12 protein-coding genes and 1 other RNA gene are annotated in these 17,078 nt (G+C 52.0%); all 13 read left to right on the top strand.

Translation table 11 applies throughout. The annotated features are described in order from the left end of the window. The first annotated feature begins 18 nt into the window (after positions 1-18). An RNA gene (rnpB, locus tag ACO0LI_RS01380) (RNase P RNA component class A) lies at positions 19-369 on the top strand. A 199-nt stretch (positions 370-568) separates the two neighbouring features. Beyond that, positions 569-3,736 carry a bifunctional diguanylate cyclase/phosphodiesterase gene (locus ACO0LI_RS01375; protein ID WP_423030261.1) on the top strand — a complete coding sequence of 1,056 codons (3,168 nt, stop codon included), beginning with the start codon at positions 569-571 and terminating at the stop codon, positions 3,734-3,736. 537 nt (positions 3,737-4,273) lie between these two features. Next, the gene (mraZ, locus tag ACO0LI_RS01370; protein ID WP_162039857.1) at positions 4,274-4,702 is read left to right on the top strand and encodes a division/cell wall cluster transcriptional repressor MraZ; all 429 of its coding nucleotides are present in this window, start codon (positions 4,274-4,276) and stop codon (positions 4,700-4,702) included. Positions 4,703-4,711: 9 nt separating this feature from the next. After that, on the top strand, positions 4,712-5,671 hold the full coding sequence (rsmH, locus tag ACO0LI_RS01365) for a 16S rRNA (cytosine(1402)-N(4))-methyltransferase RsmH (RefSeq protein WP_423030258.1): 960 nt from the start codon (positions 4,712-4,714) through the stop codon (positions 5,669-5,671). Then, positions 5,668-5,943 (top strand): cell division protein FtsL, encoded by a 276-nt coding sequence (gene ftsL, locus ACO0LI_RS01360; protein WP_422949580.1) that lies wholly within the window; start codon positions 5,668-5,670, stop codon positions 5,941-5,943. The genes rsmH and ftsL overlap by 4 nt, the downstream gene beginning before the upstream one ends. After that, the gene (locus tag ACO0LI_RS01355) at positions 5,940-7,703 is read left to right on the top strand and encodes a peptidoglycan D,D-transpeptidase FtsI family protein (RefSeq protein ID WP_423030256.1); all 1,764 of its coding nucleotides are present in this window, start codon (positions 5,940-5,942) and stop codon (positions 7,701-7,703) included. The genes ftsL and ACO0LI_RS01355 overlap by 4 nt, the downstream gene beginning before the upstream one ends. 17 nt (positions 7,704-7,720) lie before the next feature. Next, the gene (locus ACO0LI_RS01350) at positions 7,721-9,247 is read left to right on the top strand and encodes a UDP-N-acetylmuramoyl-L-alanyl-D-glutamate--2,6-diaminopimelate ligase (protein WP_423030254.1); all 1,527 of its coding nucleotides are present in this window, start codon (positions 7,721-7,723) and stop codon (positions 9,245-9,247) included. After that, positions 9,247-10,665, top strand: coding sequence for a UDP-N-acetylmuramoyl-tripeptide--D-alanyl-D-alanine ligase (locus ACO0LI_RS01345; protein ID WP_423030252.1), 1,419 nt, complete (start codon positions 9,247-9,249; stop codon positions 10,663-10,665). Before ACO0LI_RS01350 ends, ACO0LI_RS01345 begins: the two co-directional genes overlap by 1 nt. A gap of 1 nt (position 10,666) precedes the next feature. Beyond that, the gene (gene mraY / locus ACO0LI_RS01340) at positions 10,667-11,836 is read left to right on the top strand and encodes a phospho-N-acetylmuramoyl-pentapeptide-transferase (protein WP_422949576.1); all 1,170 of its coding nucleotides are present in this window, start codon (positions 10,667-10,669) and stop codon (positions 11,834-11,836) included. Between the two features lie 32 nt (positions 11,837-11,868). Beyond that, positions 11,869-13,374, top strand: a complete 1,506-nt coding sequence (gene murD, locus ACO0LI_RS01335) for a UDP-N-acetylmuramoyl-L-alanine--D-glutamate ligase (protein WP_423030250.1) — start codon at positions 11,869-11,871, stop codon at positions 13,372-13,374. A gap of 83 nt (positions 13,375-13,457) precedes the next feature. Further along, on the top strand, positions 13,458-14,591 hold the full coding sequence (gene ftsW, locus ACO0LI_RS01330) for a putative lipid II flippase FtsW (RefSeq protein ID WP_422949686.1): 1,134 nt from the start codon (positions 13,458-13,460) through the stop codon (positions 14,589-14,591). Then, on the top strand, positions 14,588-15,679 hold the full coding sequence (gene murG, locus ACO0LI_RS01325) for an undecaprenyldiphospho-muramoylpentapeptide beta-N-acetylglucosaminyltransferase (protein WP_423030248.1): 1,092 nt from the start codon (positions 14,588-14,590) through the stop codon (positions 15,677-15,679). The genes ftsW and murG overlap by 4 nt, the downstream gene beginning before the upstream one ends. Then, positions 15,676-17,061 (top strand): UDP-N-acetylmuramate--L-alanine ligase, encoded by a 1,386-nt coding sequence (gene murC / locus ACO0LI_RS01320; protein WP_423030246.1) that lies wholly within the window; start codon positions 15,676-15,678, stop codon positions 17,059-17,061. Before murG ends, murC begins: the two co-directional genes overlap by 4 nt. The last annotated feature ends 17 nt before the right edge of the window (positions 17,062-17,078 follow it).

The following is a 17,078-nucleotide window of genomic DNA, read 5'->3' as shown; positions in this document are numbered from 1 at the left end:
TAAGGTATAATAGCTCCCGAAGCAGGCCAGACAATCGCTGGTTGCCTTGAGTAATCAAGGTGACGGGAGGAAGGTCCGGACTCCATAGAGCAGGGTGACGGCTAACGGCCGTACGTTGAAAGCCAGGGCGCCAGCCTTAGTATAAGACGAGGAATAGGGCCACAGAGACGAGCGTATTAAGTTACGGTGAAACGCGGTAACCTCCACCCGGAGCAATTTCAAATAGGCACGCGTTGATGTTGCTCGCGGAGCGTGCGGGTAGAAAGCTTGAGCGGCGGAGCAATCCGTCGCCTAGAGGAATGATTGTCATAGCAGATGGTAGCAATGCCTATGCCGTAACAAAATCCGGCCTATCGGCCTGCTTCAATTTATTGTTTATCTTGTATTTCCTATCGGACAGGTATCTCGCCACCTCGCCACCGCACAATACGGCGCAGTCTGTTCAAGATTGTCGCCATCAAGCATCATTCCTTGCAAGCAAGTCCTTGTTCTCAAAATAGCAGTGGTACACTGGTGCAATAAGTTCTACTAGTTCTACTGACGCTGTATCTACAAAATTGCAAAACGCATGGAGACTGGCGGTCTAAAGAAAGAACGCGATGTGCCCATACTGGCATTCGCCATTTGCATCTGCCTGATTGCCGTCGCAATCATAGGGCAGAGCTGGTGGTCTATAGCCCAGGATAAGGCGCTGACCATCAATGCAGCGCAGGAGCATAATTTCCTGGCTGTGCGCATACTTGAAGAGCATGTCAGCGAAGTCATGCGTGGTGCTATGCGGGTGACGACGGTGGCCAGTGAAGAAATCCTGTCAGAAACCAGGGTATCGACAAGCGAATCCCGGCAACTGCAACAAATCCTGGCCATGCAGAGGCAGGAATCTGAATCCATCCATGCACTCTCCGTATTTGATGCACAAGGACTATGGCTGGCATCCAGCCAGATGGGCGCTGCTGTACCTGAAAAAGTCGAAGAGCAGCGCCATATAAAATTCTTGCTTGAACATCCCGAAGAGAGCAAGGTGGTATTGGGCGATGCTTATCAGTTGCCGCAGAGCGGTCAGTGGATCCTGCCTCTTATTAAGAACTTCTTTGACAAGAGCGGCAAGCGTGCTGGCCTGATACAGGCCGATATACAGCTGCGCTATCTCTATGATTTTTATGAACGCATTGCCCTGGGCAGTGGTGCCAGCATCGTCCTCTACGATGAGTCTGGCAGAAAATTGGCCGCCGCCGGGCTCAAAGACCGTGATTATTCCAGGCCGGTGCTGAATAATTTTACCCGCGACAAGTCGCCGGAAGGTGCCTTGCGGGATGTTGATGAAGAAGGCAAGGCCTGGCTCATCAGTTATAGAAAGATCAGCGATTTCCCTTTGATACTGGTGTATGCGCGCGAAAGCGGTGTCATCCTGACGGACTGGAATACCAGGGTCACGCAAAAGATCATGGTCACGGCGATAACGGCTGGCTTCATTTTTATGCTGGCATTGCTGCTGTTATGGCAGATACGCCATCTGCGTGACTCCAAAAACCGCCTGGAAGCCAGCGAGAGCCGTTACCGGCTGATTTATCAGGGGGCGCAGGATGCCATTCTGCTCATCAGCCGTGACTATATCTATGTTGATTGCAACCCGGCTGCCGTTGCCTTCTTTGGCGTCAATACCCAGGAAGAGGTCATAGGGCGCAAGGTTGGCAGTTTCTCACCCAGCGTACAGTCCGTGGCTGGTTACGTCAGCCAGGACAAGGATGTACTGGTCGCCACCCTGATAGATCAGGCTTTTAACGGCGTGCCGCAGCGCTTTGAATGGGTGACCGTCAGGAATGACCAGATACAGCACACAGAAATTTCATTGAGCCGGGTTGAAGTTGATGGCGAAATGCTCTTGTTTTGCGTGGAGCGCGATATCAATGCGCGCAAATACAGCGAATTATTGATCGCCGGACAAAACCGCCTGTTGAAGCTCATAGGTGGTGAAGAAGAGCTGATGTCGATACTCGAAGCCGTTAGCCAGTTTGTTGAAAAACTATGCCCCCACTGGCGTTGCGGCATACAACTGCTGGCCGAGGACAGACGCAGTTTTGCCCATGCGACTGGCAGCCGTTTTCCAGAAGTCTTGCTGGCACAGATACCTGGCATGACACTAAGCCATGGCAGTGGGATCTGGTCTGAAAGCGCATTGACCAGCGAAGCTGTCTGGTTGCGTGAATTTTTGCAGGCACCTGCCATGCAGTTCGTCAATGGTGTGGAAACCCTGGTTGAATTTTCTTCTTGCGCTGCCTGGCCCATCTTTGGCAAGAATGGTCAGTTGCTCGGCAGTTTCAGCCTGTTCTCGTATAGCCGTGAACCCCTGAGCGAAAAAGACCTGGGCCTGGTCAGGGTGACGGTGGACATTGCCGGTATTGCCATAGAAGGCCGCCGTTCAGAAAAGAAAATCATGCAGCTCGCCCATTATGATGAGCTGACGGGTTTGCCTAACCGCTTCCTGTACAACCAGCATCTGGCGCGTTCACTGGCAATTGCCGAGCGTAATCGCAGCCAGCTGGCAGTCTTATTCCTTGACCTGGACCGTTTTAAAAACATCAATGACACTTTCGGTCATGATGAAGGTGACAATGTCTTGCGCACCATTGCACATAGCTTCAGGCAGTGCCTGCGCGAATCCGACATCATTGCCCGCATAGGCGGGGATGAATTCATCCTGCTGATCGACCAGTTCAGCGAGGCGCGTGACCTTGGTGACGTGGCTGACAAGCTCTTGTATGCTGCTGCCCAGCCTTTCGATATAGATGGGCAGGAATGCCAGCTCAGCGCCAGCATAGGCATAGCGACCTTCCCAACTGACGGCAGAGATGCCCAGACCCTGCTCAAAAATGCCGACATTGCCATGTACAAGGCAAAAAACAAGGGCAAGGACAATTACCAGTTCTATGCCTCGGAAATGAATACCCATACCGTGGAGAGGCTGGCCTTTGAGGCACGCTTGCGCAAGGCGCTGGAAAGGCGTGAGTTTGTCGTCTATTACCAGCCCAAGCTCGATGTTAAAACCGAGCGCATCGTCGGTGCCGAAGCGCTGGTGCGCTGGAACCATCCAGAGCGTGGAATATTGTCTCCTGTCGAATTTATCAGTCTGGCGGAAGAGGCTGGCCTGATCTCCCGCCTTGGCATGCTGGTGCTGGATATTGCCTGCCGAGATATTTTAAGTTTTCGCAACGTAGACAAGGACTTTGGCCGGGTAGCCATCAACCTGTCTGGCGCACAGTTCAACGATGCCCACATGCTGGAAGAGGTCAAAAGCGTGGTCGATTTCTGGCGCGTGCCTTCCAACTCCATTGAGTTTGAAATTACAGAAAGCATGGTCATGCATAACCGCGAGCAGGCCATCCTGCTCATGGATGGCCTCAAGGAAGCCGGGTTTACGCTGTCCATAGACGATTTTGGCACAGGTTACTCTTCCCTTGCTTACCTCAAGCGCTTCCCGGTTGACAGCGTAAAGATCGATCGCTCCTTCATCAAGGATATCCCCGACGACCCGAATGACACCGCCATTGTGCTGGCCATCGTCGCCATGGCCCATACCCTGGGCATCAAGGTCATTGCCGAGGGCGTAGATTCAGCCATACAGCTGGAAACCTTGCGTGATTGCAAATGTGATGAATTCCAAGGTTTCTATTTCAGCAAGGCTGTTCCGGACAAGGAATTTTTGCAATTATTGCAGCGGCAAAGAAGGGAAACTTAATAGCTATATATCGTCATGCCACCAAGCAGGCATGCAGGGCTGAATTAACTCACTAATTCGCCTGCTTTTGGCGTGAAAGCCTGCCCATGCGGGCTAGTTTTCAGCGATAATCTGCCTCCTTGTTCATCTTCCCCGGTTCATCAACGTTTATAAATTGTCACTTCAGCGGCTAAAAAGCGGCGATCTCCTCTTTCCTGCAGGCATTTTCCTTAAGTCTTCCATCCCAAAACGCAACAGTCAGGGATAAACACATGGTTATATGTAAGGCGCTACTTTCACTATGCAGTGTAAGTATCTAATTTATCAGGATAAATTGTAGGGATTCGTCAGCGCTTCACCTCAACTGTTGACGCTAAGTCATTGACTTCATTAGAAATTTTCCCAATTTACCCCCCAAATACGCTTGACCACGCTCAAGTCATCCTCTAAAGTGGGCAATAGTGTGAAAAAGTGTAATTTTGTGGCATAGAATTCCTAATTTCGCTTACATTCCATCCGTGGCCAGACATACAGATTTTCAGGAAAAAAGGTAATAGCGTGTTTCAGGGGGCGTCCTCACTCAATCTCGATGCAAAAGGCAGGATGTCTATCCCCGCCCGGCACCGTGACGCGCTCAATGTTCAATGCGAAGGCCGGATTACCCTGACCCGTCACCCGGATGGTTGTCTCTTGCTGTTCCCGCGTCCTACCTGGGAATCCCATCGTGAACAAATCGCTGCCTGGCCCATACAAGCACGCGACTGGAAACGTATTTTTCTTGGCAATGCCTTTGATGTCGATATGGATGGTGCTGGCCGCATCCTGGTTGCACCTGAACTGCGTAGTGCCGTAGGCATGCAGCGTGATGTCATGTTGCTCGGCATGGGCAGCCATTTTGAGATTTGGGATGCTGCCAAGCTGGCAGAAAACGAAGCGAAAGCCATCGCTGGCGGCGCTCCTGATGTATTAAACAATTTTTCTTTCTGATCGCGGGCAATGAGTATTCAGCAAGCGGCAGATTTTACGCACCAGACAGTGCTGTTGCATGAGGCTGTAGATGCGCTCGGCATCGCAGGTGAACGTACCAGTGGTATTTATGTCGATGGCACCTTTGGTCGTGGCGGGCATAGCCGCCTGCTCTTGTCGCAACTGGTCAGCAATGGCCGCCTGATTGCTTTTGACAAAGATACCCAGGCAATTGCCAGTGCAAAAGAAATTCAGGACCCGCGTTTCCATATCGTGCATGACAGTTTTGCAGCCATTGCTGAGGCTTTGCCTGAGCTTGGCGTCAGCAAGGTTGATGGCATTCTGATGGACCTGGGCATCTCATCGCCGCAAGTAGATGATGCCAGCCGGGGTTTCAGCTTCAGGTCAGATGGTCCGCTTGACATGCGCATGGATACCACACGTGGCATTTCCGCAGCCGAATGGCTGGCGACTGCCGAAGAGCAACAAATTACGGAGGTTATAAAAAATTATGGGGAAGAACGGTTTGCTTTTCAGATTGCAAAGGCGATTGTTGCTCGCAGGAAGACAGACGCCATTCGTGGAACACGACAGCTCGCAGAAATCGTCGCACACGCCGTCAAAACTCGCGAGAAGGGTAAAGACCCGGCAACTCGCACCTTTCAGGCTATACGGATTTTCATCAATAAGGAGCTTGAAGATCTCGAAATAGGCCTGGCTGCAGCATATGAGGCATTGGCGCCGTATGGCCGTATGTCGGTCATCAGCTTTCACTCCCTCGAAGACCGTATCGTGAAGCAGTTTTTTGCTTCCAAGGTCAAGGTAGAGCAGCCTGACCGTCGTCTGCCGATACGCCATATCGATTTGCCAAAGCCGCAAATGCGCCTGTTGAACCGTATCAAGCCTACCGAAGCCGAGGTCAGCGCCAATCCGCGTGCGCGTTCGGCAATTTTGCGGGTGGCAGAGCGTTTGCCTGAGGGGGATGCATGAGCACTCGCCTCAATATTGTGCTGGCAGTGGCCTTGATTGCCTCCGCCTTGTCGCTGATTAACTCCCAGTATCAGGCACGCCGTCTGTTTATCGAGCTGGAGCGCGAACAAAGCTTAAGCAAGCAATATGAATTGCAATGGACGCAACTGAAACTTGATCAATCCACTTTTGGCAAACACGCCCGCATAGAAACAACGGCGGTCCGTGAATTAGATATGGTGGCAGTCACACCTGAACGCACGCAGTACCTTAAAGCAGTGGAGGCAAAATGAGCAGACCAGCAAGTACAGCCCGTACCGCCGCTGCACGCGGCGTCGCCTTTTCTTCCAGCCCCGTGCTGGATGTGAAGCTGCCTGCCTGGCGTTCACGCTTTATCCTGTTTTTATTGTTTGCAGCTTTTATTGCCCTGATCGCCAAAGCGCTGTATCTGCAAGGGTTTACCAATGATTTTCTGAAGCAGCAAGGTGCCAATCGCTACGCCCGCACGCTTGAATTACCGGCGACCCGCGGCAAAATCACTGACCGCAATGGGCAAGTGCTGGCTTCGTCCGTACCTGTTAAAGCCATCTGGGCTATTCCTGACGATGTGCTGGAAGCGCCTAAAGAAAAAATACAGCAACTGGCTAAATTGCTCGATATGACTGAGGCTGAATTGCGCAAGAAGCTAGACTCTGACCGTCAGTTTGTCTATCTGAAGCGGCAGGTTGAGCCTGCAATATCAGACAAGATAGTGGCTCTGGCCATACCTGGTATAGAAACTCGCAAAGAATATAAACGCTTTTATCCAGAAGGCGAAGTCATGGCCCATGTGGTTGGCTTCACCAATGTTGAGGATATAGGACAAGAAGGTATAGAGCTGGCATCGGAAAAAAACCTGGCGGGTAAGACCGGGAGTCGCCGTGTCATCAAAGACAGACTGGGTCATATCGTTGAAGATATACAGGCCGTGCGCGAACCGCATGATGGCAAGGATCTGACGCTGTCGATAGACAGCAAGATTCAATACATTGCGTTTACGCATCTGAAAGAAGCACTGGAAAAACACAAGGCCAAGGCTGGCGGTGCGGTAGTGCTTGATGTGCAGACTGGCGAAGTGCTGGCACTGGTGAACTTGCCTACTTACAACCCGAATGATCGTTCTGCGTTGACTGGTGCGCAATTACGTAACCGTGTCATGACGGATACCTTTGAGCCGGGCTCGACCATGAAGCCGGTGACTGTTGCCCTGGCGCTGGAAACTGGCAGGGTCACACCGGATACTGTCTTCCAGACGGCACCTGGAGTCATGGCTATCGGCCCTGCACTGATACATGATGCGCATAAACAGGGTTCCCTGACGGTTGCGCAAGTCATACAAAAATCCTCCAATATCGGCACGGCGAAAATGGCATTGCAGATGCGGCCGCAAGAGATGTGGGAAATGTTCACCACCCTGGGCTTTGGCCAGCAACCCAAATTCGGTTTCCCTGGCGCAGTTGCCGGGCGTTTGCGTAATTACAAAAACTGGCGTCCTATCGAACAGGCCACCATGAGCTATGGCCATGGTATTTCCGTATCACTGATACAGATGGCGCGTTCCTATATGATTTTTGCCAGGAATGGCGACATGATCCCGCTGACTTTCCAAAAGTCGGATGAAATGCCGCATGGTTCACGCGTGATTTCTGAAAAGACGTCAAAACAAGTACGCCAGATGATGGAAACAGTGACCGAGCCTGGTGGTACTGCCCCACAAGCGCGTACTGCTGGTTACCGTGTCGCCGGCAAGACAGGTACTGCCCACAAGCTTGAGGGTGGCCGTTACGTGAATAAATACTTGCTTGATTTTATTGGTTTTGCGCCAGTTTCAAATCCGCGTGTGATTGTTGCGGTGATGGTAGATGAACCAACTGCTGGCGGACACTTTGCAGGCCCTGTTGCCGCTCCGGTGTTTGCAGCGATTATGGCGAATGTCTTGCGCTCACTGAATGTGCAGCCAGACTCTTCCGTCACCAGCATTATTCCTGAAGAAGGTGTACAGGAAAGCATGTAATGACACAGAAAAATACAATGACAATAGCAATACTGGACTGGCTGAAGCAGCATGCGCCGAATGCGCAACTGCGTTCAGATTCCCGCTCCATACAAACAGGGGATGTCTTCTTCGCCTTACGCACCCATCTTACTGATGGCCGTGCGCACATCGCCCATGCGGTCGCCAATGGCGCAGTTGCAGTGGTGTATGAAGCAAATGAATTTAGCTGGGATGATGCTCTCAATGCTCCTGGTGCACTCAAAGTCCCGCATTTGCCGGTAGATAACTTGCAAGACGTAGCTGGTCATGTCGCACATGCCTGGTATGGCGAGCCAGATAATGGCTGGTTCAATGTCGCCGTTACCGGCACCAATGGCAAGACTTCCTGCACACAATGGATAGCCAAGGCGCTTTCACTGAGTGGTACACCTGCGGCTGTCATCGGTACCTTGGGCATAGGCCAATATCGCAATGGCATGCTGGGGCAGCTGGCAGAGACTGGTTACACCACTCCTGACGCCATAGGCTTGCAGCAAAAACTCGCAGACTTGCAGCGCGACGGTGCGCAGGCATTGGCGGTTGAAGCTTCTTCCATAGGCCTGGACCAGGGGCGTTTGAACGGCCTGCATTTTGATGTCGCCGTGTTGACCAATCTGACGCGTGATCATCTTGATTATCATGGCGACATGCAAGGCTATGCCGCTGCCAAAACAAAGCTGTTTGACTGGCAAGGCCTGGGTACCGCTGTCATCAACCTTGACGATGCTTATGGCCTGGAACTGGTCAAGCATTTGCAAGCCAGTCAGCCAGCTACAAAACTGCTCGGCTACAGCCTGGAAAAAGAACTGGTATCAGGTATAGATGCACTGGTCGCCAGCAATCTGAAAACCAGCCACGCAGGCACCAGCTTCCATCTTGAGTCACCATTTGGTGCGGCGCAAGTCAAGACCCAGCTCATCGGCAAGTTCAATGTCAGCAATATCCTGGCGGTACTCGCCGTGTTGCTGAGCAAGGGCATCGCTCTGAACAAGGCCGTAGGCATCATAGAAAAACTGGCACCTGTTCCTGGCCGCATGCAATTGCTAGGTACTGCCGGTCATGTCATGGTCGTCATTGATTATGCGCACACGCCAGATGCCCTCGAAAAAACCCTGGAAGCCTTGCAGCAGGTTGCGCAAGAAAGAGCCGGGGCTTTATGGTGCGTGTTTGGTTGCGGCGGTGACCGTGATCCGGGCAAGCGCCCGCAAATGGGCAAGATTGCTGAACTGGCGCAACATGTCGTTGTCACCAGCGATAATCCGCGCAGTGAAAATCCATCGCAGATCATAGAAGACATACTCAAAGGCATGTCCGGTACGCCGCAAGTTATTGAAGACCGCGCGAATGCGATCCTGTATGCGATCAAGCATGCAGATCATCATGATGTGGTTTTGCTGGCGGGCAAAGGACATGAAACCTATCAGGACATCAATGGCAAGAAATGGCCATTCTCTGATGAAGAGCATGCCGCCCTCTCACTCGCTACCGTGGCAACCAGCGGTAATATGAAGAGGAGTAGCTGATGGAATTTACTCTTCAGGAATTGCAGGCCGCCTTGCCTGCGGCGAAACTGACAGGTGATGCCGGTGTCATCACCCGCATCACTGGCCTGACTACAGACAGCCGCAAAGTTGGCGCTGGCGATTTATTCGTCGCCTTGCGCGGTGAAAACTTTGATGCCCATGATTTTCTGCCGCAAGTCGCGGCTGCCGGCGCAGCAGCAGTAATCGCTGAACAACTGCCAACAGATTTCGGTCTGCCAGCATTGCAGGTAACAGACAGTAAACTCGCCTTGGTAAAAGTAGGGCGCTTCTGGCGTCAAAAATTTGAGCTGCCCGTTATTGGTGTGACCGGCAGCAATGGCAAGACCACCGTCAAGGAAATGATTTCTTCTATCCTGGCGGCAGCTTTTGGCGCAGATGGCCGTCTGGCAACTGCAGGTAATTTGAACAATGAAATTGGCGTGCCGCTGACGATCATGCAATTGCATGCGGGACATAAAGCAGCCGTAATTGAAATGGGCATGAACCATCCTGGTGAAATCGCCTTGCTGGCTTCTGCCGCCATGTCCACCGTGGCACTGGTCAACAATGCCCAGCGCGAACACCAGGAATTCATGCAAAGCGTGGAAGCCGTGGCGCGCGAAAACGGCGTGGCGATACAGTGCCTGCCAGTTGATGGCGTGGCTGTATTCCCTGCCAATGATACTTACTCAGACTTATGGCAATCCTTTGCGTCTGAACGTGGTCAGCGTAAAACCCTGACCTTTGGTTTGACAGCCGATGCTGATGTGCATGCCACTTATCTGCCCAGCGTGTTTGGCAGTGATTTGCAAATCAACCTGGCTGGCCAGGTATTGTCAGTGCGCCTGAATGCAGCAGGCCAGCACAATGTCTTGAATGCGCTTGCTGCAGCGGCTTGCTGTCATGCGACAGGCGTCAGCAAAGAAGCTATTGTTGCGGGTCTGGAAAATTTCGCACCAGTCAATGGTCGCCTACAACGCAAGCAAGCACATTGCGGTGCAACCGTGATTGATGACAGCTATAACGCCAATCCTGATTCTGTACGTGCTGCGATCGATGTGCTGGCACAAATTGGTGGCGACACTGCGCTGGTGCTTGGCGACATGGGTGAGGTTGGTGAAAACGGCGCGCAATTTCATCATGAAATTGGCGAATATGCGCAGCAGCGTGGCATCAAAAAACTGTTTTTGCTGGGTGAACTGGTTGCCCATGCAGCACAAGGCTATGGCGCGGGTGCCCAGCATTTTGCCAGTGTAGAAGACCTGTGCCAGAACCTTGATGCGCAAACTGTGGCTGACACGATAGTGCTGGTCAAAGGTTCGCGTTTCATGAAAATGGAAAGAGTCGTTGCCCATTTGCTGGCAGCAGACGATAAAGAAAAAAATACATTACAACAAAAAATAATAGGGAATCACTAGTATGTTGCTCTGGTTGGCTGAATTGTTAAAGCAGGATATAGGCTGGCTGCGTGTCTTTGGGTTTATTACCTTCCGCGCAGTCTTTGCCACGATGACGGCCATCTCCATCGGTATTTTTGCTGGTCCAGCGGTTATCCGCATGCTGACCAGGCTCAAGGTAGGCCAGGCTGTGCGCAGCTATGGCATGGAAACACATCTTGTCAAATCCGGCACACCAACCATGGGTGGCGTGCTGGTCTTGATTTCGATTGGTATCTCCACTTTGTTGTGGGGCGATTTGAGTAACCGTTTTATCTGGGTCGTGATGATAGTCACTCTGGGTTATGGCGCAGTCGGTTGGGTTGATGATTATCGCAAGGTAGTGCATAAAGATCCTGAAGGCATGCGCTCCAGGGAAAAATATTTCTGGCAATCGCTGATTGGTTTGATCGCTGCTTTTTATCTGGCGTTTTCGGTATCGGCACCAAGCAACTCAAAAGTACTGGAATTGTTTATCGCCTGGGTACAGTCCGGCTTCAATATGGATTTGCCACCGAAGGCAGATTTGATCGTGCCTTTCTTTAAAACTGTCAGCTATCCCCTCGGTGTCTGGGGTTTTATTGCGTTAACCTACTGCGTCATCGTTGGTACCAGCAATGCGGTGAATTTTACGGATGGCCTGGATGGCCTGGCCATCATGCCTACCATCATGGTTGGCTCAGCCCTGGGGCTGTTTGCTTACCTGACAGGTAATGTGGGTTACTCCAAATATCTGTTGATACCACATATACCTGGCGCTGGTGAATTATTGATTTTCTGTGGCGCGATGGCGGGAGCTGGTCTGGCCTTCCTCTGGTTCAATGCCCACCCTGCGCAAGTATTCATGGGTGACGTAGGTGCACTGGCCTTGGGCGGCGCGCTGGGTACGGTGGCTGTCATCGTCAGGCAAGAAATTGTGTTGTTCATCATGGGGGGGATTTTTGTGGCAGAGACTTTGTCCGTCATGCTGCAAGTCAGTTACTTCAAGTACACCAAGAGAAAATATGGCGAGGGCCGCCGCCTGTTGTTGATGGCACCCCTGCATCACCATTTTGAGAAAAAGGGTTGGAAAGAAACCCAGGTTGTCGTGCGTTTCTGGATCATCACCATGTTGTTGGTGCTGATAGGTTTGTCTTCACTGAAGTTGCGTTAAATAAGTTACGTTAAAAGATAGATATAGAGTTTATGGATTTTTCAGGTAAACATGTACTGGTTCTGGGCCTGGGTGAAACCGGGCTGGCGATGGCGCAATGGCTGCTGCGCGCCGGTGCGCGCCTGCGTGTTGCCGATACTCGCGAAACACCGGACAGATTGCCGCAATTGCAGGCTTTGTCAGATCAGGTGGAATTTATTGGCGGTGCTTTCACCCCAGCCTTGCTGGACGATGTTGAGTTGATGGCAGTCAGCCCTGGCTTGTCACCTCTGCGCGAATTGCAGGAACTGTTACCAGTAGCTGCTGAAAAAAATATCCCGGTCTGGGGCGAGATAGAGTTGTTTGCACAAGCTCTGCTCGCTTTGAGAGCTGAGCGCGAATACCAGCCCAAAGTCATCGCCATCACTGGCACCAATGGCAAAACCACCGTCACCAGCCTGGTAGGTTTACTGGTAGAACGCGCCGGTTTGACAGTTAAAGTTGCAGGCAATATCAGCCCGGCTGTACTCGATGTATTGCGTGAGTGCCTGGAGCAAGACAGTCTGCCACAAGTATGGGTGCTGGAATTGTCCAGCTTCCAGTTGCATACTACGCACAGCTTGCAAGCCGATGTGGCGACAGTCTTGAATATTACCCAGGACCATCTCGACTGGCATGGCAGCCTGCAGGCGTATTGCGCTGACAAGGCAAAGATTTTTGGTGAGCAGACTTTACAAGTCCTGAACCGTGATGATGCACTCGTCATGTCCATGGCTAAGCCACTTGGTAATGCTGTCAGCTTTGGTATTGATGCACCCAAGCACCTGGCGGATATGGGCTTGCTGAATGAACATGGCATGGGCTGGCTGGCAGTGGCCAATCCGGCAGAAGATGCACCGGTCGTGACAAATAGCCGCCGCAAGAAAAAAGAAGTGGAAGAAATGCCGATCATCGTCAGTCGCCTGATGCCGACAGATGCTCTGCAAATCCGTGGTCAGCATAATGCGGCAAATGCCCTGGCTGCCCTGGCTTTGTGCCGTGGCATAGGTTTGTCATTTGCACCATTACTGCATGGTTTGCGTGATTACAAAGGTGAGCCGCACAGGGTAGAGCAGGTTGCCAATGTAGCCGGCGTTGATTATATCGACGACAGCAAAGGCACCAATGTCGGTGCCTCGGTCGCTGCGTTGAAAGGCCTGGGCCAACAATCCGACGCATTGCATAAACGGATTATTTTGATTGCCGGTGGCGAAGGCAAGGGTCAGGATTTCTCTCCTCTGGCTGATCCGGTCGAGCGTTATACCAAGGCCGTCATCCTGATAGGCAAAGCCAAAGAAGAATTGCAACAGGTATTGGCAGTGACGGGGGTGGCCGTGCATGACGTCGCAACGCTGGAAATGGCAGTGCAGGCTGCGGCTGAACTGGCTGCAGATGGCGACATCGTTTTGCTGTCACCAGCTTGCGCCAGTCTGGACATGTTCCGCAATTATGCGCATCGCGCTGCAGTGTTTGTCGATGCCGTGCGTGAAATCGCACTGGCACGCGGGGAGGTTTGCTGATGCGTCAGCTTTTGCTCCCGTTGCAAAGGTGGTCTCCGTTTGGCGCGCCGCCAGCGAGTACCAATCTGGTCAGCAGGTCCAAGATGATGGACTATGACCAGCCTTTGGTGTGGGTGACAATTATCCTGATGCTGTTCGGCATGGTCATGGTGTATTCGGCTTCGATCTCTTTGCCTGATTCACCCAAGTATGCCAATTACAAGAATTCGCATTTTCTGGTACGCCAGGCATTGTTTGTCGCGCTATCTTTGATTGCGGGTGCGCTGGTGTTCCGTATCCCGATTGCGACCTGGCAAAAATATGCGCCTTATTTATTTGTAGCGACCCTGGTATTGCTGGTGGCTGTGTTGATACCTGGTTTGGGTAAAGGCGTGAACGGCGCCAAGCGCTGGTTGTCTTTCAAGGTATTGAATTTGCAGCCATCTGAATTGATGAAGTTGTTCATGGTCTTGTATGCCGCCGACTATACCGTGCGCAAACAGGAATACATGCACAAACTGACCAAGGGTTTTGTGCCCATGCTGGCAGCGGTTGGTATCGTTGGTTTGTTGTTACTGTTGGAACCTGATCTGGGCGCTTTTGGCGTTATTGTTTGTATCGCCATGGGTATCCTGTTTTTGGGTGGCATCAACGGCGTATGGTTCGGTGGCATTGCCGCTACCCTGATTGGTATCTTTACCGCGGTTATTCTGGCATCCCCATGGCGGCGTGAACGTATTTTTGCTTACCTTAGCCCGTTTGAAGAAGATCATGCACTTGGCAAGGCTTATCAACTGACACATTCCCTGATCGCCTTTGGCCGTGGGGAATTGTTTGGTGTGGGCCTCGGTGCCAGTGTGCAAAAACTGCATTATCTGCCAGAAGCGCATACAGATTTTTTACTCGCTGTCATCGGAGAAGAGCTGGGATTCGTTGGTGTCATGGCGGTGGTACTTTTATTTTACTGGTTGCTGAAACGCGCTTTTGAAATCGGCAGGCAAGCGATAGCGCTGGATCAAACTTTTGCTGGTTTGCTGGCCAAGGGTATCGGTATCTGGATAGGTGTGCAGACGTTTATTAATATGGGTGTGAACCTGGGCTTGTTGCCTACCAAGGGGTTGACCCTGCCTTTGATGAGTTATGGTGGTTCTGGTGTCATGATTAATTGTGTAGGTCTGGCGATTTTGTTGCGTGTCGATTATGAAAACCGCGTCTTGATGCGTGGAGGCCGTGCATGAGCCAGTCCATACAAAAAATGCCAAAAAAATTGCTGATCATGGCAGCGGGCACAGGTGGACATATCTTCCCTGGCCTGGCGATAGCCGACATCATGCGCGAACGCGGCTGGCAAGTCAGCTGGCTGGGCACGCAAATTGGTATGGAAGGACAGATAGTCCCCAAACACAATATCGCCATGGACAATATTGATTTCTCTGGCTTGCGTGGCAAGGGTTTATCGCATACGGTCAACGGTGCTTTCAAGCTGGTCAAGAGTTTCTTTAGCTGCTTTAGCATCATTGGTCGCCGTCAGCCAGATGTGGTACTGGGCATGGGCGGTTATGTGACCGTGCCTGGCGGCATCATGGCAGCCTTGCGCGGCAAGCCTGTCGTGCTGATGAATGCCGATGCCGCCTTGCTCTTGTCGAACAAGGCATTGCGTCCTTTCGCCAGTAAATTATTGTTTGGCCTGCCATCAGCAACAGTAACTGCGGATAACAAAACCAGTGTTATCGGCAACCCGATACGCAAAGAAATTTGCGAATTGCCAGCGCCAGCGACACGTTATGCAAACCGCACTGGCCCTTTGCGCATACTCGTAGTTGGCGGCAGTCTTGGTGCCAAGGTATTGAATGACGCAGTACCTCAAGCGGTGGCCTTGTTGCCAGAAGCCCAGCGCCCGCTGATTACACATCAGTCTGGCAAACAACATATAGAAGCTTTGCGCCAGAGTTATGCGCTGGCAGGTGTGCAGGCAGAAGTACTGGATTTTATCGACGACATGCCGCGCCGTTATGCCGAGGCTGATCTGGTGATTTGCCGTGCCGGTGCGATTACCGTGTCTGAATTAACTGCTGCCGGTGTGGCCAGCATACTCGTGCCTTTCATGGCATCAAGTACTTCACACCAAAAAGAAAATGCCATCTGGATGGCAGGACAAAAAGCCGCCATCCATTTGCCACAAACTGAATTAAGCCCAGTCTTGCTGGCAGAGAAATTAAAAGTACTGGACAGAGCGCAATGCCTGGCGATGGCTGAAACAGCCTACGCCCTGGGGCAGCGCGAAGCCAGTGCCAATATCGCCCATATTCTGGAAGCATTAGCATGAAACACAAAGTCAAACACATCCATTTTGTCGGCATAGGTGGCTCAGGCATGAGTGGTATCGCCGAAGTCTTGCTGAACCTTGGTTACACCATTTCCGGTTCTGACCTGGGCAGCAATGCTGCATCAAAACGCCTGGCGCAATTGGGTGCCAAGGTAATGCTGGGTCATACGGCTGAAAATATTGAAGGTGCAGATGCCGTCGTGACATCGACTGCAGTCAAAGGCGATAACCCGGAAGTCATCGCTGCGCGTGCCAAACATATCCCTATCGTGCCACGCGCGATGATGCTGGCCGAGCTCATGCGTCTGAAAAGCGGTATCGCGATTGCCGGTACCCACGGCAAAACTACGACCACCAGTCTGGTGGCCAGCGTGTTGGCGCAGGGTGGGCTTGATCCTACTTTCGTGATTGGTGGTTTGCTTAATAGTGCCGGTGCCAATGCCAAACTGGGTAGTGGCGATTTCATCGTCGCAGAAGCCGATGAATCAGATGCTTCTTTTCTCAATTTGTTGCCGGTCATCGAAGTCATCACCAATATCGATGCTGACCATATGGAAACCTATGGCCATGACTTTGCGCGTCTGAAACAGGCTTTCATCGAATTTACCCAGCGCCTGCCATTCTATGGCGTGGCAGTTTTGTGCCTGGATGATGCGAACGTGCGTGAAATCATGCCTTTTGTATCCAAGCCCATCGTCACTTACGGTTTTCATGAAGATGCCGATGTACGTGCAGTTGAAGCCACAGCGGCCAATGGCAAGATGCATTTCACAGTAGTGCAAGATGGCTATGAGAATATGCAGGTCAGCCTGAACCAGCCTGGCATGCACAATGTACAAAACGCCTGCGCCGCGATAGCAATAGCGCGTGAAGTCGGTGTCAGTGATGAAGCAACGCAGAAAGCGCTGAGCGAATTCAACGGCGTAGGCCGTCGTTTTACCCGCTACGGCGAAATCGCTTTGGCCAATGGTGGCACTTTTGCACTGGTCGATGACTATGGTCATCACCCGGTGGAAATGGCAGCGACTCTGGCGGCAGCACGTGGTGCTTATCCAGGCCGCAGGCTGGTGCTGGCTTTCCAGCCGCACCGTTATACCCGTACCCGTGATCTGTTTGAAGACTTCGTCCGTGTGATTTCTGATGCAGATGCAGTGGTGCTGGCAGAAGTCTATGCAGCAGGTGAGGCACCGATACTGGCGGCAGATGGCCGTTCCCTGTCCCGCGCCCTGCGCGTCATGGGCAAGGTAGAGCCGGTATTTGTAGAAGATATTTTGGAAATGCCCGACAGTATTTTGCGGGTATTGAAGGACGGCGATGTGGTCATCGTCATGGGGGCAGGTTCCATCAATGCTGTGCCGGCAAAACTGGCGCAGTCAGTGTAAATGTAGAAAACAAGTGA

Origin of the sequence: Undibacterium sp. Tian12W, from assembly GCF_049339405.1 — a bacterium.
Lineage (GTDB): Bacteria > Pseudomonadota > Gammaproteobacteria > Burkholderiales > Burkholderiaceae_D > Undibacterium.
The sequence above is the reverse complement of the archived record's forward strand: the minus strand, read 5'-3'. Positions and strand labels throughout refer to the sequence as shown.

What these genes read in the sequence shown, in the direction of transcription:
- ACO0LI_RS01375 (WP_423030261.1), top strand. Translation starts at nt 569, where the DNA reads ATGGAGACTGGCGGTCTAAAGAAAGAACGCGATGTGCCCATACTGGCA.
- rsmH (WP_423030258.1), top strand. Translation starts at nt 4,712, where the DNA reads ATGAGTATTCAGCAAGCGGCAGATTTTACGCACCAGACAGTGCTGTTG.
- ftsL (WP_422949580.1), top strand. Translation starts at nt 5,668, where the DNA reads ATGAGCACTCGCCTCAATATTGTGCTGGCAGTGGCCTTGATTGCCTCC.
- ACO0LI_RS01355 (WP_423030256.1), top strand. Translation starts at nt 5,940, where the DNA reads ATGAGCAGACCAGCAAGTACAGCCCGTACCGCCGCTGCACGCGGCGTC.
- ACO0LI_RS01350 (WP_423030254.1), top strand. Translation starts at nt 7,721, where the DNA reads ATGACAATAGCAATACTGGACTGGCTGAAGCAGCATGCGCCGAATGCG.
- ACO0LI_RS01345 (WP_423030252.1), top strand. Translation starts at nt 9,247, where the DNA reads ATGGAATTTACTCTTCAGGAATTGCAGGCCGCCTTGCCTGCGGCGAAA.
- mraY (WP_422949576.1), top strand. Translation starts at nt 10,667, where the DNA reads ATGTTGCTCTGGTTGGCTGAATTGTTAAAGCAGGATATAGGCTGGCTG.
- murD (WP_423030250.1), top strand. Translation starts at nt 11,869, where the DNA reads ATGGATTTTTCAGGTAAACATGTACTGGTTCTGGGCCTGGGTGAAACC.
- ftsW (WP_422949686.1), top strand. Translation starts at nt 13,458, where the DNA reads ATGATGGACTATGACCAGCCTTTGGTGTGGGTGACAATTATCCTGATG.
- murG (WP_423030248.1), top strand. Translation starts at nt 14,588, where the DNA reads ATGAGCCAGTCCATACAAAAAATGCCAAAAAAATTGCTGATCATGGCA.
- murC (WP_423030246.1), top strand. Translation starts at nt 15,676, where the DNA reads ATGAAACACAAAGTCAAACACATCCATTTTGTCGGCATAGGTGGCTCA.